This is a genomic window from Alterotamlana spongicola (assembly GCF_035818475.1).
Taxonomy (GTDB): domain Bacteria; phylum Bacteroidota; class Bacteroidia; order Flavobacteriales; family Flavobacteriaceae; genus Cognatitamlana.
The window spans coordinates 254,233-268,744 of the sequence record NZ_JAYMGV010000003.1; the positions used below are offsets into that span (position 1 = coordinate 254,233).

11 protein-coding genes are annotated in these 14,512 nt (G+C 34.5%); 6 read left to right on the forward strand and 5 right to left on the reverse strand.

Annotation, left to right across the window (positions count from 1 at the left end; translation table 11 throughout):
- The first annotated feature begins 28 nt into the window (after positions 1–28).
- Positions 29–553 (forward strand): SRPBCC family protein, encoded by a 525-nt coding sequence (locus VOI54_RS15305; protein WP_326283931.1) that lies wholly within the window; start codon positions 29–31, stop codon positions 551–553.
- A gap of 5 nt (positions 554–558) precedes the next feature.
- Positions 559–933 carry a VOC family protein gene (locus tag VOI54_RS15310; protein ID WP_326283933.1) on the forward strand — a complete coding sequence of 125 codons (375 nt, stop codon included), beginning with the start codon at positions 559–561 and terminating at the stop codon, positions 931–933.
- A gap of 50 nt (positions 934–983) precedes the next feature.
- Here VOI54_RS15310 and VOI54_RS15315 read toward each other — a convergent pair whose 3' ends face one another.
- The 4 genes from VOI54_RS15315 to VOI54_RS15330 form a co-directional block, all read right to left on the reverse strand.
- Entirely contained in the window at positions 984–1,763 is a 780-nt protein-coding gene (locus VOI54_RS15315) for a carboxypeptidase-like regulatory domain-containing protein (RefSeq protein WP_326283935.1), read from the reverse strand.
- Positions 1,764–1,863: 100 nt separating this feature from the next.
- On the reverse strand, positions 1,864–3,663 hold the full coding sequence (locus VOI54_RS15320; RefSeq protein ID WP_326283937.1) for a DEAD/DEAH box helicase: 1,800 nt from the start codon (positions 3,661–3,663) through the stop codon (positions 1,864–1,866).
- A 374-nt stretch (positions 3,664–4,037) separates the two neighbouring features.
- Positions 4,038–5,270 carry a M48 family metallopeptidase gene (locus VOI54_RS15325; protein WP_326283939.1) on the reverse strand — a complete coding sequence of 411 codons (1,233 nt, stop codon included), beginning with the start codon at positions 5,268–5,270 and terminating at the stop codon, positions 4,038–4,040.
- 104 nt (positions 5,271–5,374) lie between these two features.
- Positions 5,375–6,175 (reverse strand): TrmH family RNA methyltransferase, encoded by an 801-nt coding sequence (locus VOI54_RS15330; RefSeq protein WP_326283941.1) that lies wholly within the window; start codon positions 6,173–6,175, stop codon positions 5,375–5,377.
- A gap of 166 nt (positions 6,176–6,341) precedes the next feature.
- Between VOI54_RS15330 and VOI54_RS15335 the strand changes: the two genes are divergently transcribed.
- Positions 6,342–7,130 (forward strand): DUF6503 family protein, encoded by a 789-nt coding sequence (locus VOI54_RS15335; RefSeq protein ID WP_326283943.1) that lies wholly within the window; start codon positions 6,342–6,344, stop codon positions 7,128–7,130.
- 95 nt (positions 7,131–7,225) lie between these two features.
- Positions 7,226–8,935, forward strand: a complete 1,710-nt coding sequence (locus VOI54_RS15340) for a sulfatase family protein (protein WP_326283945.1) — start codon at positions 7,226–7,228, stop codon at positions 8,933–8,935.
- 79 nt (positions 8,936–9,014) lie between these two features.
- Here VOI54_RS15340 and VOI54_RS15345 read toward each other — a convergent pair whose 3' ends face one another.
- Positions 9,015–10,880, reverse strand: coding sequence for a sulfatase family protein (locus tag VOI54_RS15345; protein ID WP_326283947.1), 1,866 nt, complete (start codon positions 10,878–10,880; stop codon positions 9,015–9,017).
- 687 nt (positions 10,881–11,567) lie between these two features.
- Between VOI54_RS15345 and VOI54_RS15350 the strand changes: the two genes are divergently transcribed.
- Together VOI54_RS15350 and VOI54_RS15355 are read left to right on the forward strand one after the other, a co-directional pair.
- The gene (locus VOI54_RS15350) at positions 11,568–13,055 is read left to right on the forward strand and encodes a sulfatase family protein (RefSeq protein ID WP_326283949.1); all 1,488 of its coding nucleotides are present in this window, start codon (positions 11,568–11,570) and stop codon (positions 13,053–13,055) included.
- A gap of 32 nt (positions 13,056–13,087) precedes the next feature.
- Positions 13,088–14,509 (forward strand): sulfatase family protein, encoded by a 1,422-nt coding sequence (locus VOI54_RS15355; protein ID WP_326283951.1) that lies wholly within the window; start codon positions 13,088–13,090, stop codon positions 14,507–14,509.
- Positions 14,510–14,512: the final 3 nt, after the last annotated feature.

Below are 14,512 nucleotides of genomic sequence, written 5' to 3' on the forward strand. Positions count from 1 at the left end.
TTTATAGAACAATATAAATTTTATAGCCATGATTTTTCTTTATATCGTTTTAATCCTTATTGGACTATTTATTATTTTGCTACTGGTGGCGCCAAGAAAGTATGATGTTAATCGAAGTGTACTTATAGATAAACCTTTGCCGGAAGTTTTTCAATATATAAAGCTCATCAAAAATCAAAATGAATGGTCCCCTTGGAAAAAGAAGGATCCGCAGATGAAACAAGAGTATCAGGGCACGGATGGGGAGGTTGGTTTTTTGTCTAAATGGGAGGGTAATAAAGATGTAGGTACTGGAGAACAAGAGCTGACCCGAATAGTAGAAAATGAGATCATTGAATCCCAACTAAGGTTCTTCAAGCCATGGAAATCACAGTCAGAAGCTTACTTGAAAGTAGAAGAAGCAGATTTAGGAAAGACTAAAGTAATTTGGGGCTTTTCAGGCGAAAGTAAGCCACCAACAAATGTGTTCTTTTTGTTTTTTAACATGGATAAAACTGTTGGAAAAGATTTTGAAGAAGGGCTTTCCAGCCTAAAGACAATTTTAGAAAATTAAGCGTTATGGAAACAAATATGGTAGGCTGGTTTGAAATTCCAGTATCAGATATGGACAGGGCCAAAACATTTTATGAAACGGTTTTTAAAGTGGATATTGCCATTCATAATTTGGGAGGTTTGTTAATGGGATGGTTTCCGTTTACAGAAGGAAAAGAAGGTGCAGCGGGCACTCTGATTAAACAAGAATCTTATATCCCAAGCAAAGAAGGAGTTCTCATTTATTTTATTAGTGACAATGTACAAAATGAATTGGATAGGGTGGAAGATGCCGGAGGGCAAATATACCAGCCCAAAACACAGATTTCTCCGGAATATGGTTATATGGGTGTGTTTATAGATAGTGAAGGCAACAGAATAGCATTACATTCTAAAGCATAAAAAAAGGAAAACAAATGTTATTTTCCTTTTTTCTTGATTTTTTATTTTAATTAAATCTTTCTACTTCTGCCTCTGCTAAGTAGTTTATATTCTTCATAGCATTCGCTAATGGCATCAAGGATTTGTAGGTCATTGGCACTTTGAACAAAGCCTTTTGAATAATTACACTGGTTTACAATTTCATCCAAATCTACACGATCTACCTGAAGTAAAACCATGAGCATTTCTCTATCAAAGCGTGAAGCCAACAAATTTCTTATTTCATCATCCTGCTTCATTTTTTTAAGCTTTTTGAGCTCATTGGGTTTTTTGCCAAACATACGATGTAAAAAATCAGCAGGATTAAAAATAGAACCTATAACCTTGGTTAAGCCAGACTTTTTACTGGATGCCTCATAACCTGTACCTTCCAAACCTGAAATACTATAACGATAATTGTCATTTATTTCCGGTACTTGCTTAATATCTACCTCTAAATATCCTGTTAATTTTAATTGGTTAACAACAACCTCTTCAAGAGCTAAAGCCAACTCTGTAAGCTCAATTTCAGCACTGCCAAACTTTAACCAGTCATTGGTTACTCTTACTTTAATAGATTTGAATCCTAAATAAGAAAGATGAAGTGTATCATTAACTTTTGCAGAAATTGAAAACTCACCTTTGCTGTTTGTGGTAGTACCAATAACTTGGTTTAAATTAACAATATTTACACTTTCAAGCGGCGTGTTATCAGAAGAATTAATAATAACTCCAAACACACTATCTGTCTCTTGAGCTAAGGATATAGCAGAGATAAATAAAAAAGAAATAAGGAGCAGATAGTTCTTCATAGAATTTTTAATACCAATTTTGATATAAAAGTACTAAAGAAATTTTTAGTAATGCTTTAAGGGTTTTTATTTTGACTAAAAATTAACAAAACAAGGCATTTTATCGCCTGGAACGCCTGGGTCTGGAATTTCCAAAATCATTAGAATTAGAACGTCTTGATTTAGATTTTCCTTCAGACCGTCTTCTGTCACTTCTATTTCCATCATTACCTTTTCTATCATTGCGTCTTCCTCCGCCGCGCCCGTCTCTTTTTCCGCCTCCTTTTCGGTCACGTCTTCCACCTCGTCCGCGGTTTTCAGAAACTTCAACGTTTACAAAACGTCCTTCGTGTTTAAAATCAGTAAAATGGGAAAGTACTTTCTCTTTTAGCTCATTTTCTGTATTAAAAAATGAAAAAGCATCTTTTGTCTCTACTTTAAAGATATCATCTCTCTCTAGGTTTAATTGTTCCTTTAAGAAGTCCTTCAACTTCATCCAGTCAAAACCATCTTTTCCGCCAACATTAATGAAATATCGTGTAGAATCACTTTTTCCACCTTTATGGTCACGTTCACTTTCTCTATCACCAGAACTTTCAGAAACATTTAGATTTTTAGCCTTTTTATAATAATTATAAAAGCGTGTAAACTCAACGGAGAAGAATTTTTTAATTAATTCATCTTTACTGGTATCCTCAAACAACGCATTAATACTTGCTAAGTACTTGTCAATTTCATGGTTGATTTCTGTATTATGAATTTTATTGGCAAGGGACATTAATTGTACCTCACAAATTTCCATACCATCAGGAATATCCTTTTTCTCAAATTGGCGTTTAATAATGCGTTCAATACTTTTTATTTTTCGCACTTCACTTTTTGAGACAATAACCATGGAAACTCCTGTTTTTCCTGCACGTCCGGTACGCCCGGAGCGATGGGTGTAAGTTTCAATTTCATCCGGTAATTGATAGTTTATGACATGGGTAACATCATCTACATCAATACCACGAGCAGCAACATCAGTAGCCACCAACATTTGAATCTGGTTTTTTCTAAAAGCATTCATAACCAAATCACGCTGATTCTGGCTTAAATCACCATGTAATGCACCGGCATTATAGCCATCTTCAATAAGTTGTTCAGCAACCTTTTGAGTATCACGTTTTGTTCTACAAAACACTACAGAGAAAATATCCGGATTAGCATCAGCCAGGCGTTTTAAGGCCTGATAACGATCTCTGGCATTTACCAAATAGTATTCATGAGAAACGTTGGTTGTACTTTCATTTTTGCGTCCTACTGTAATCTCCTGAGGGTTATGCATGAAATTCTTAGCAATAGCAGCCACCTCTCTGGGCATAGTGGCAGAAAATAACCAGGTATTTTTATCAATAGGGGTATGTGATAAAATATCAGTGATATCTTCCTTAAAGCCCATGTTCAACATTTCATCAGCTTCATCCAATACGGAATATTCAATCTTAGAGATATCTACCAAACGTCGGCTAATCATATCTTTCATACGTCCGGGAGTAGCGACAATAATTTGTGCCCCGCGTTTTATTTCACGAGCCTGATCCGTAATACTGGACCCACCGTAAACAGCAACCACATTAAGCCCTTTACAGTATTTACCGTACAATTTCATTTCGTTGGTAATCTGTAAACAAAGCTCTCTGGTTGGAGATAATATTAAACCTTGTGTAGTTCTGCTATTAACATCTATCTTCTCTAACATAGGAAAACCAAACGCTGCCGTTTTACCGGTTCCCGTTTGTGCTAAAGCAACTAAATCGGTTTCTGATTCTAATAAAATAGGGATTGCCTTTTCTTGTACTTCACTTGGTTTTTCAAAACCTAAATCAGTAATAGCTTGTAAAAGATCTTCATTAAGACCTAAATCGTGGAATGTGCTCATTCTTGTATTATGTATGCGATTATATTATGTAGTGTTACATAAAGAAGTGCATCGACATACTTAACCTTAAACTTCTAGTAACACATCCTCACCCTGAGGAATTTATACTCATAATTCTGAGTTTCAAGCGGCAAAGATACACTATTTTTATTTGTCATTCAGAGTGTAGCAAAGAATAGCTAAAATAGAGGCCCTAAATCCTTTTTATTTGGGCGTTTCCCTGTGGGTCGGGCTTTTGCTACTCGCTCTTTTCAAGGAGCTCAAACAAGCCGCTCAATCCCTAACGCATTGACATTTAGGGAGGTTGTATAAGGAATCACAACAGTGGTAAATACTTTTATTCTATTCGAAAGGCTATAGAATTTAGGTATAGCCTATTTTCTCAAATTTTTAATCCTATTCAAAAGAGTAGGATGCGAATAATGCATAAATACATAAGCGGGATGCGGAGTTAGATTACTCAAACTGTTTTTAGAGAGCTTTTTTAACGATGTAATTAATGGCTCGGCTTTATACGTGTTTTTGGCATAGTCATCAGCCTGATATTCAAACTTTCTGGAAAATACATTCATAATCAAACCTGTAACTTCAGAGATGGGAGAATATAATAGCCCGAAAGCAATTAGTCCAATATGAAAACTTGGTTGTTCAACTCCCAAAGCATTTGATAATAAAGGATTTGAAATAAATAAAGATAAAATATAAAGCGTCAATCCAGTTAATAAAATAGAAGCAAATAAATTAAAAATAATATGCTTTTTTTTATAATGTCCCACTTCATGGGCTAAAACGGCAACAATTTCATCTACCTCTAAATCGTTAATCAAAGTGTCATATAGTGTAACACGCTTTTCGTTTCCAAATCCTGAAAAATAAGCATTAGCTTTTGTGCTGCGTTTAGAACCGTCAATAACAAATATTTTGTTGAGTTTAAACCCGACTGTTTTGGCATAAGCCGAAATATTATCTCTAAGGTCTCCGGCTTCTAAAGGGCTTTGCTTATTAAATAATGGAACAATAAGTCTTGAGTAGAACATATTCATAAATAAAGTAAAAACCGCAACCAATGCCCAGGCATACAGCCAAAAGCTTGTGCCGGTAACTTGATAAAACCAAATAATCAGGGCTAAAATACCACCACCAAGAATAGCCATCATAAGCCAGCTTTTAACCTTATCCAAAAAGAAGATCTTTTTTGTTGTTTTGTTAAATCCAAATTTTTCCTCAATAACAAAGGTGCTGTAATAGGAGAAGGGGGTGGTCAAAATATCGCTACCAATCATAATAATACCAAAGAATATTAACGCGACTATAACAGGGTTTTCACTAAAGGTTCTGGCCATATTGTCAACAAATTCAAAGCCATCAAAAAATAAGAAGCCCAAAGTCAATACAATTGAAAACGTTGAAGTTAATAATCCGAACTTATACTTTGTAGCCTTATAACTTTGAGACCTCTTGTATTCAGTAGCATCATACACATCTTTGAGGTCTTCCGGAAGCTCATCATTAAAATGTTTTGCGTTTAAGGCGTCCAGAATCTTGTCAACTAAAAAGTTAAGTATGATAATGCCTATAATGATATAAAAAAGGGTACTTGCTGTCATATTTAGTTTTCTATTGTCATTGCGAGGAGCTTTTAAGCAACGAGGCAATCTGTTTAATTTTACATTTAATCTAAGAGATTCTTCGCTGCGCCCTGAATGACATGTTATTCAAAATTACGCTGTCTTTTCGCTTCAAAAATAAGAATTCCCGCGGCAACAGATACATTCATAGAGTCTATTTCACCCTGCATGGGAATAATAATGTTTTGATTGGCATTTTCCTGCCACTCATTACTAAGTCCGGTAGCTTCAGTTCCTACAACAATAGCAGTAGGTTTAGTAAAATCCTGGGTGTGATAGTTTACTGAGGCTTGTAAGGCAGCGCAGTAAATGTTAATGCTATTGGTTTTTAAAAAATCAATAATTGCTGTAGTACTTCCTGAGGCTATTTGATTGGTAAACACACAACCTACACTAGACCTGATAATGTTAGGATTATACAAATCGGTTTTAGGGTTAGCAATAATAACGGCATCTACATTTGCGGCATCTGCAGTTCTTAAAATAGCACCAATATTACCTGGTTTTTCAGGAGCTTCGGCAATAAGGATTAACGGATTGGTGGTCTCAAAATTTAAATGGTCTAATGACAGGTTTTTAGACTTAGCTACGGCTAAAATACCTTCGGTAGTGTCACGGTAGGCTAATTTTTGATATACTTCTTTAGAGATTTCTATGAGGTTTATTTGCTGATCTGTTAATTGCTTTACTGCTTTAGCAGGGAATAAATCGGGGTAAAATAAAATGTTTTGCAGCTCATATCCGCCTTTTAAAGCTAATGAAATTTCACGCTGCCCTTCAATTAAAAACTGCCCGGATTTCCTTCTCTCACGCGACTTATCCCGTAATTGTATAAGTTGTCGAATAAATGAATTTTGAGTGCTGGTTATTAATGTTGTAGGCAATTTTTGACTAGTTTTGTTTGTGCAAATTTAGCATAAAAATGAAAAAACGATCCTTATTTCCTTGTTATTCATTTTCATAATTATCAAAGGGTATAAATGATAGTGTTTTTTATTGTAATATATTTATGTTATAAACGACAAAAGCATTTAATCAATTAAATATATCATGAAAAATATTCTACTTTTAGTAATTGCTATATCACTTACTTCCTGTAAGAACAATAAAAAAGAATCCATAGATTATTCAAAAGAAAACTTGGAGATTACAACAAGCATTTATCCGGAAAATATTTCAAAAGTATTTGAAGCTCATGGCGGTGTAGAGAACTGGAATAAAATGCAGTCATTGACATTCACAATACCAAATCCCAATGGAGGAGAAGTGACTACTACAGATTTAAAGTACAGAAAGTCATTGATTGATATGCCAAACCATATTTTGGGTTTTAACGGAAAGGATATTTGGTTAAAAGACAAGGATACAACACAGTACAAAGGAAACCCTAAATTTTATTACAACCTGATGTTTTATTTTTATGCCATGCCTTTTGTTTTGGCAGATGATGGTATTATTTATGAAGAGGCAGAACCTTTAGTATTTGAAGACAAATCCTATCCCGGAATAAAAATAGCTTATGAAAGCGGTATTGGGGAGTCTCCGGATGATGAATATATCCTTTATTATGACCCCGATACTTATCAAATGTCATGGTTGGCTTATACAGTGACTTACTTTTCAAAAGAAAAGAGTAAAGATTTTCGTTTTATTCAATATGGTAATTGGCAAGAGGTAGATGGGTTATTATTACCGGAGACCATATCCTGGTATAATGTGGAGAATAACCTGCCCACAACTTTGAGAAACAATGTGCAGTTTACTAATATTAAGCTTTCTAAAGAAAAACCTGATGCTACACGCTTTGAGGTTCCTGAAAACGCAAGAATTATTAAATAATAAACATTTGCTACCTTTTTTTTGACCATTTGTGATAGTTATTAGAATTGTTAATGGCGATATTTGTTTATCACTAAATAACACATCTATATTTCATGAAGGTTAAAAGAAGACTTAGAAAGTTTATAGTCGCAATATTTTTTGCGACTACAATTCTGGCTTGCAAAAGTAATACAGAGGCAGAAAACAATAAGGCCGTTTCAACTACTCAAAAACCCAACATAATTTACATTATGTCTGATGACCACACCTCCCAGGCATTTGGTATTTATGGAAGCAGATTAGCAGGTTTAAATCCAACACCCGCTTTAGATGAAATGGCCAAAGAGGGCATTATTTTTGACAACTGTTTTGTTACAAACTCAATTTGTACACCCAGCAGAGCCACTATAATTAGTGGGCAGTATAGCCAGGCTAATGGTGTGTTGGATTTAGAAGGTACAGTAGAAACCAAAAATCAATACTTGCCTGATGAAATAAAAAAATTGGGTTATCAAACGGCGGTTGTTGGAAAATGGCATTTAACACATCAACCAAATTTTGACTATTATAATATTTTTACACAGCATCATCAGCAAGGGTCTTATTATGATCCTTACTTAACCGAGTCCGGTATGCATTATGAGCCGTTTAACGAAAGGGCTAACTATGAAGGCAAACAACATAAAGGGCATAGCTCTGATGTTATTACTGATATTACTTTAGATTGGTTAAAAAACAAAAGAGATAAAAACAAACCTTTCTTTTTAATGCACCAGTTCAAAGCTCCTCATGATGATTTTGAATATGCCGAGCGTTATAGAGACTATCTTGAAGACACATTTATTCCAGAACCGGAAAGTTTGTACAAATATGGTAATCACGGATCTGTAGCTACAAGGGGAGAGCATGATGCTTTAATTCATGATATAGGATCATCTGTATCTAAAAGAAATACCATAAGACATATGGGGATGCGTTTATGGAGTAAGAAATATACTAAAAGGAATAATCCCGATTTTGACCCTAAACAAGTAGAGCAATTAGAAGGTGATGCTTATACCAGTAAGACCTATCAGGAGTACTTAAAAAGATATTTAAGATGTGTGAAAGGTGTTGACGATAATATAGCCAGATTGGTGAAATTTTTGAAAGAAGAAGGATTATATGACAATACCATTATAGTATATACAGGCGATCAGGGCTTTATGTTAGGTGAGCACGATTATATTGATAAAAGGTGGATGTATGATGAATCCATGCGTATGCCTTTCTTTGTGAGATACCCTGAAACCATTAAAGCGGGAACCCGTACAGATGCTATAATTAACAATACAGATTTTGCGCCTACTTTAATAGAACTGGCAGGAGGAAAGGCTCCGGATTATATGCAGGGTAATAGCTTTAAGCAGATACTTGAAACCGGAAAAGAACCGGAAGGTTGGCAACAAGCTACCTATTACCGATATTGGATGCATATGGCTCATGCCCATGCAAATCCTGCTCATTTTGGAATTCGTACAAAACAGCATAAACTCATTTTTTATTATGGGAAGTATTGGGTGGATACAGATAATTCTGATAATGAGTGGAATAAGAAAAGTTGGGGAAATAGATTTACATGGCATACACCAGTGGCATGGGAATTTTATGATTTAACAAAAGACCCTAAAGAAATGAATAATGCCTATAATGATCCTCAATATAAATCGATCATAGCTGATCTGAAAACCCAATTAAAAGCAAAACGAGAAGCACTGAATGAAGATGATAATGATAAGTTCCCACATATTCAAAAAGTAATTGATGAACATTGGAATGATTAAAAATGTTATTAAGGCAAAGCAAAAAAGCGTCCGGAATAAAACCCAGACACTTTTTTAATGTTAAAAATAAATGATTCAATTAAGATTGAGTAAAGTACTCAATTCGCCTCATGACCTGCTGATTTTCTGAAACCTGCTTTTTTAGCTTTTCAGGAATAATATTAAACGTATAGGATCTGTTTATACCATCTTTCATCAATACCATAGAATTAAGTATTAATAAGGCTTCTGCGCCGTCGGTAACCGTATATAATGCTTTGGTCATTGTGTTAACCGGATTTTGAATCCCTGTTAAACCTAAAAACTCAGCAGCACGCACTCTATTAATTTGTTCTGTATCTGTTTGAGCAATAGACTTTATTGTTTCATTAAAAATACTGGCTCGCTCACCAAAATTACTACATGTTATTAAAGTCCAGTAACGCGCCCAGGCATCATTAGAACTTAGCCCTTTTTTAATGTTGTCTTTTACGTTTTCAAATTCCTGCAAAGAAAGATTAGCAATATCAATATACTTTTTAATGTCAGATTTGTGCTTTTGACCAAAATCTACCGGGTTGTCAAAAGCATTTTTTATCAAATAAAATTCCGGATAAAAAGAAAGATCAGGCATACTTTCCACTCTGGCATTAAGTTTGTCACGCAATCCTTTTAAAACAGGAGCAAATTCAGGGTTATTAGCTAAATTGTTGGTTTCATACGGATCAGCTTCAATATCATAGAGCGCTTCAGGTTGTTTAACCTGAAAGAATTGAGACTGAACAGCATTTAGCTTCCTTTCTTTAAACAACTGCTTCCATTCCTTATAGCCTAATTGCTTGTATCTGTATTGATTCATTAAACCATCATAATTAAATGTTTGATAATTTCTTACGTATTTGTATTTCCCTTTCCTAAGGGCTCTAACCATATCGTATTTTTCATCAAATCTATCAGCATAGCTAAACGTTTCATCTCTTGCAGAAACAGCTTTGTTTGTAATATTGTGCCCTAAAAAAGGTTTCCCATCTATATTTTCAGGGATAGTAACTCCGGCTAAATTTAAAACCGTAGGCCCAAAATCTATAAAGCTCACAAAACCTTCGGATTTAGACCCTGGTTTTTCATCTACTAAACCTTTATAATTGGGAGGAATATAGACTACCAAAGGGATATGAACCCCCATTTCGTTAATGTAGCCTTTACTTCCGGGCAACACCCCACCGTGGTCTCCAAAATAAAAAATGAATGTATTTTCTAAAAGGCCGTCTTTTTTAAGTTGATTGAGAACCTCACCAACTTCTGTATCCATTTCTTTAATTTTGTCATGATAATAGGCATTGGTGTATTTAAATAGGGGTGTTTGCGGATGGTTAGGTAGAACAAAACAAGAGTCAGGATCAGTTTTTGTACCTTTTTTCATGTCCACTTCGGTAAAATGGAGTTTTCCTTCATGAGTCGTTCCAATATTGAATACATGGAAGAATGGTTGGTCTTCTTTTCGATTTCTCCAATTGGCTTTTTTTGAAGAGTCATCCCAGACACTATCAGATTTTATGATATTATAGTCTTCTTTAGCATTATTAGTAGTGTAATACCCTGCTTTTCTAAGATAATAAGGAAACATTTCTATACCATTTGGCATAGGCACTTTCTGTAGTTTTCTGTGATAATGTGTTGCCAATCTGGGGCCATATGAACCAGAAATTAAGGTTGATCTGGCCGCACTACATACTGCTGCGTTTGAAAAGGCATGTGAGTAGATAACACCATTCTCAGCCAGCTTTTCTATGTTAGGCGTTTTGGCACCGTGTTCATCAAACAGGTCCATATAATGTTTTGAATTATCTTCAGAAGTAATCCATACAATATTAGGAGGAGGTAGTGTCGTCGTCGTTTGGGAAGTACAGGAATAATTAAATTGTAATATAATGGTAAATAATATCAGAATAAGTCTTGATGTCATTTAAGGTGTGTTGTTTGGTTTACAATTTATAAAATTAAGCATTAATCTTCGTGGCAGTTACATTAATCCAGATAAAACTTTTAACGGCGGAGTTAGTTATATTGGAAAGAATTAGCACAGTGAGTTATTAATTGGTATATTTAATAGGCTATTTTTTGATAACTAAAAATACAGGAAAAATACTTAAATAAACTAAGCTGGTAGATATGTACTCGTAATCCTTTGTTATTGACGAAAAAATAATATTTGATTGGGGGTAACAGAGGGCTATAGCACTATGAATATATTGAGGGAATTAAACAACTTATCTTAAAAAATCACTTTGGGTATGACCTCATTAATCTCAATAGCATAAGCAAAAACATTATAAATGTACTTTATAGAGTGCAGAAATAAAAAGGCTAAAAGAACAGGGCTTCCTAAAGTTTTAAGATATACCAATGATAGCCACCCGGGTGACGGGCATAAAATTTTAGTAATTGTATAATTAATACAATTTAGTTTACTTTCCTGTATTAGGTCAAAAGAATAATCATATGTTACATTATTCCCTTTGTTTACCATATATTAGTAACTTGATAAAGAGTAATTTCACAATAAAAAAACACAAAGCCATTTAAGATTAATATGAATAATTTATTCAATACTTTTTTGAAATACGGTTCCTTTATATGCATAATTCATTTAATGACTGGTATATATGCTCAAGAAAAGCCTAATATAATTTTTCTTTTATCAGATGATCAAACAAGTATAGCAACAGGCTGTTATGGTAATAATCAGGTAGTCACACCTAATATGGATTTATTGGCTCAGGAAGGGATCATGTTTAAAAATCATTATAACACTACAGCTATATGTATGGCTAGCAGAGCAACAATTATGACCGGGATGTATGAATATAAAACAGGTTGTAACTTTATGCATGGGCCGCTTAAACCAGAAAAATTTCAGCAATCATATCCTGTTATTTTAAGGAATGCTGGGTATTTTACCGGTTTTGCAGGTAAATTTGGATTTGCCGTAACAGAAGGTCAGGATTGGAGTGAAAGGAACATGAGTGTTATTCCAAAAGCGGCATTTGATGTTTGGGGTGGTGGCCCGGGACAAACACAATATGAAACTGCAAAAAATAAATCTATTGCGCATTATGCCGAAAAATATCCGCATAGCACCAGAGCTTATGGAGCATGGGCGAATGATTTCATAAAGGAAGCCCAAAAATCAGGGAAGCCGTTTTGTATGTCTATCAGTTTCAAAGCACCACATTTACCATTTACACCAGATAAGTATTTTGATTATGTATATAAAAATAAAACCTATAAAAAGCGACCTAATTATGGTAAAGAAAATGCCAAGTATTTATCACCGCAATCTAAGTCCGGTCGTCAGTATAATGAATATACGTTTTGGAGAGATTCAGAAGAATCCTATCAAGATGCCATTAAAAAATACAATCAGTTAATTCATGGTGTAGATTATGCCTTGGGAATGATTCGTAAATCTTTAAAAGAATTTGGAGTTAGTGATAACACGATTATTATTTTTACCAGTGATAATGGCTATAGTTGCGGAGCTCATAGTTTTGGAGGTAAAGTTTTGCCATATGAAGAAGCGTCTAAATCTCCCCTTATTGTTTATGACCCAAGACTGCCGGAAACTAAAAGAGGTAAAATTATAGAGAGTGTTACCGGAAATATTGATATAGCCCCTACAATTTTTGATTATGCAGGAATTAAGGTTCCAAACCATATGGACGGTGTAAACTTAAGACAAATAGCTAAAAGGTCTAGTGATTATAAAAATAGAGTCATTACATTAACAAACATGTGGGGGAATGATGAGATTCAGGAAATGGCTGTTGTTACCAAAGATTGGAAATACATTTATTGGCAATATGCAGATAAACATATGGAACCAACAGAAGAGCTATTCAATATTAGCAATGACAAGTATGAAATGGAAAATGTTGCAAACAAACGTACTCATGAAAAAGCATTGAAGAAAATGAGAAGTTTGTATGATCAGCAATATAATTATATGATCAAAAACATGACATTGGATAATGATTATGAAAAGTATAAGGTTTTATTTGATAGGAAAGCCAAAGTAACTGATAAAAAAGAATTTTTAACCGGAACCTATAAAGAAAAGGCTAAAAAGAAAAACTTTTAGTAATAGAGTAAAAAATTATATAAATTGCTACAATGAATAAAATTTTTTATGCATTGTTAATTTTTTGTGGTACTAATTTGGTTTACCCACAAAAAATGTTGCCAGAAAGACCTAACATTATTTTAATAATGACTGATGATCAAGGCTGGTTTGATGCCGGTTTTAATGGTAATTCGATTCTTCAAACACCTCATTTGGATGCATTGGCTTCCAAGGGGATCATTTTTGATCGTTTTTATTCGGCTTCAGCAGTATGTTCTCCCACTCGGGCAAGTGTGGTTACGGGTAGAAATCCTTATAGAATGGAAATTCCGGGAGCCAATACGGGGCATTTAAAAACCCAGGAAATAACTATAGCTGAACTTTTAAAAAAAGAAGGGTACGCCACAGGGCATTTTGGAAAGTGGCATTTAGGTATTCATACTAAAAAAGAACCGGATGCCAATCGGGGAGGTAGAGAAAAGCACTTTAAGCATTACAGTATTCCTTCTATGCACGGTTATGATGAATATTTCTGTACGGAATCAAAGGTCCCCACATATGATCCTATGGCCTACCCTGAAGAGTTTAAAAATGGTGAATCAAAAAGGTATGGATGGTCAGCCATTAAAAAAGGTGAGAAAGCAAAAGATTTTAATACAGCTTATTGGGTAGGAGATGAGCAAAAAGCAGAGGGGGAATTATCTGGAGATGACACTAAGCTTATAATGGATAGAGTAGTGTCCTTTATTGAAAGGTCACTTTCTCAAGGCGAGCCTTTTTTTGCTACGGTTTGGACCCATTCACCACACTTACCCGTTGTAACCAGTGATTATTATAAGTCTAAATACCCTGATTTATCTAATAAAGAACAACTGTATTATGGATGCATTACCGCATTAGATGATCAAATAGGAAGACTATGGAAAGAACTGGAGCGTAACGGAACATCTGAAAACACCATGATCTGGTTTTGTAGTGATAATGGGCCTGAGAATGAAACACCGGGAAGTGCAGGGCATTTAAAAGGTAGAAAAAGAAGTTTATATGAAGGTGGGCTACGTACACCGGCATTTGTAGTTTGGGAAAGAGAATTAAAAGGAAAGAAGCGGCTAGATGTCCCCGCATTTACTAGTGATTATTTACCAACGCTTTTAAGTGTTTTAAATATAGATTACCCAGATGACAGGCCTATAGATGGTATTAATTTAATGCCATTTATAAAAAAGACTAAAAAAGAACGGAACAAGCCTATGGGGTTTCGTTTAAAAAATCAAATCTCATGGGTAAATCACAGGTATAAATTGATTACAAAAGATAACGGTAATAATTATGAGCTATATGATATCATAGCAGATGAAGGTGAAGAGAAAAATATAGCGGCTTTTAACTCTAAACGGGTTGAGGAAATGAAGAGTGAATTAAATACCTGGTTAAGCTCTGTGGAGAATAGTTCAAAAGAAAGAGATTATTAATTT

Coding starts and splice junctions, on each gene's coding strand:
- VOI54_RS15305 (WP_326283931.1), top strand. CDS start 29: ATGATTTTTCTTTATATCGTTTTAATCCTTATTGGACTATTTATTATT.
- VOI54_RS15310 (WP_326283933.1), top strand. CDS start 559: ATGGAAACAAATATGGTAGGCTGGTTTGAAATTCCAGTATCAGATATG.
- VOI54_RS15315 (WP_326283935.1), bottom strand. CDS start 1,763: ATGAAGAACTATCTGCTCCTTATTTCTTTTTTATTTATCTCTGCTATA.
- VOI54_RS15320 (WP_326283937.1), bottom strand. CDS start 3,663: ATGAGCACATTCCACGATTTAGGTCTTAATGAAGATCTTTTACAAGCT.
- VOI54_RS15325 (WP_326283939.1), bottom strand. CDS start 5,270: ATGACAGCAAGTACCCTTTTTTATATCATTATAGGCATTATCATACTT.
- VOI54_RS15335 (WP_326283943.1), top strand. CDS start 6,342: ATGAAAAATATTCTACTTTTAGTAATTGCTATATCACTTACTTCCTGT.
- VOI54_RS15340 (WP_326283945.1), top strand. CDS start 7,226: ATGAAGGTTAAAAGAAGACTTAGAAAGTTTATAGTCGCAATATTTTTT.
- VOI54_RS15345 (WP_326283947.1), bottom strand. CDS start 10,880: ATGACATCAAGACTTATTCTGATATTATTTACCATTATATTACAATTT.
- VOI54_RS15350 (WP_326283949.1), top strand. CDS start 11,568: ATGACTGGTATATATGCTCAAGAAAAGCCTAATATAATTTTTCTTTTA.
- VOI54_RS15355 (WP_326283951.1), top strand. CDS start 13,088: ATGAATAAAATTTTTTATGCATTGTTAATTTTTTGTGGTACTAATTTG.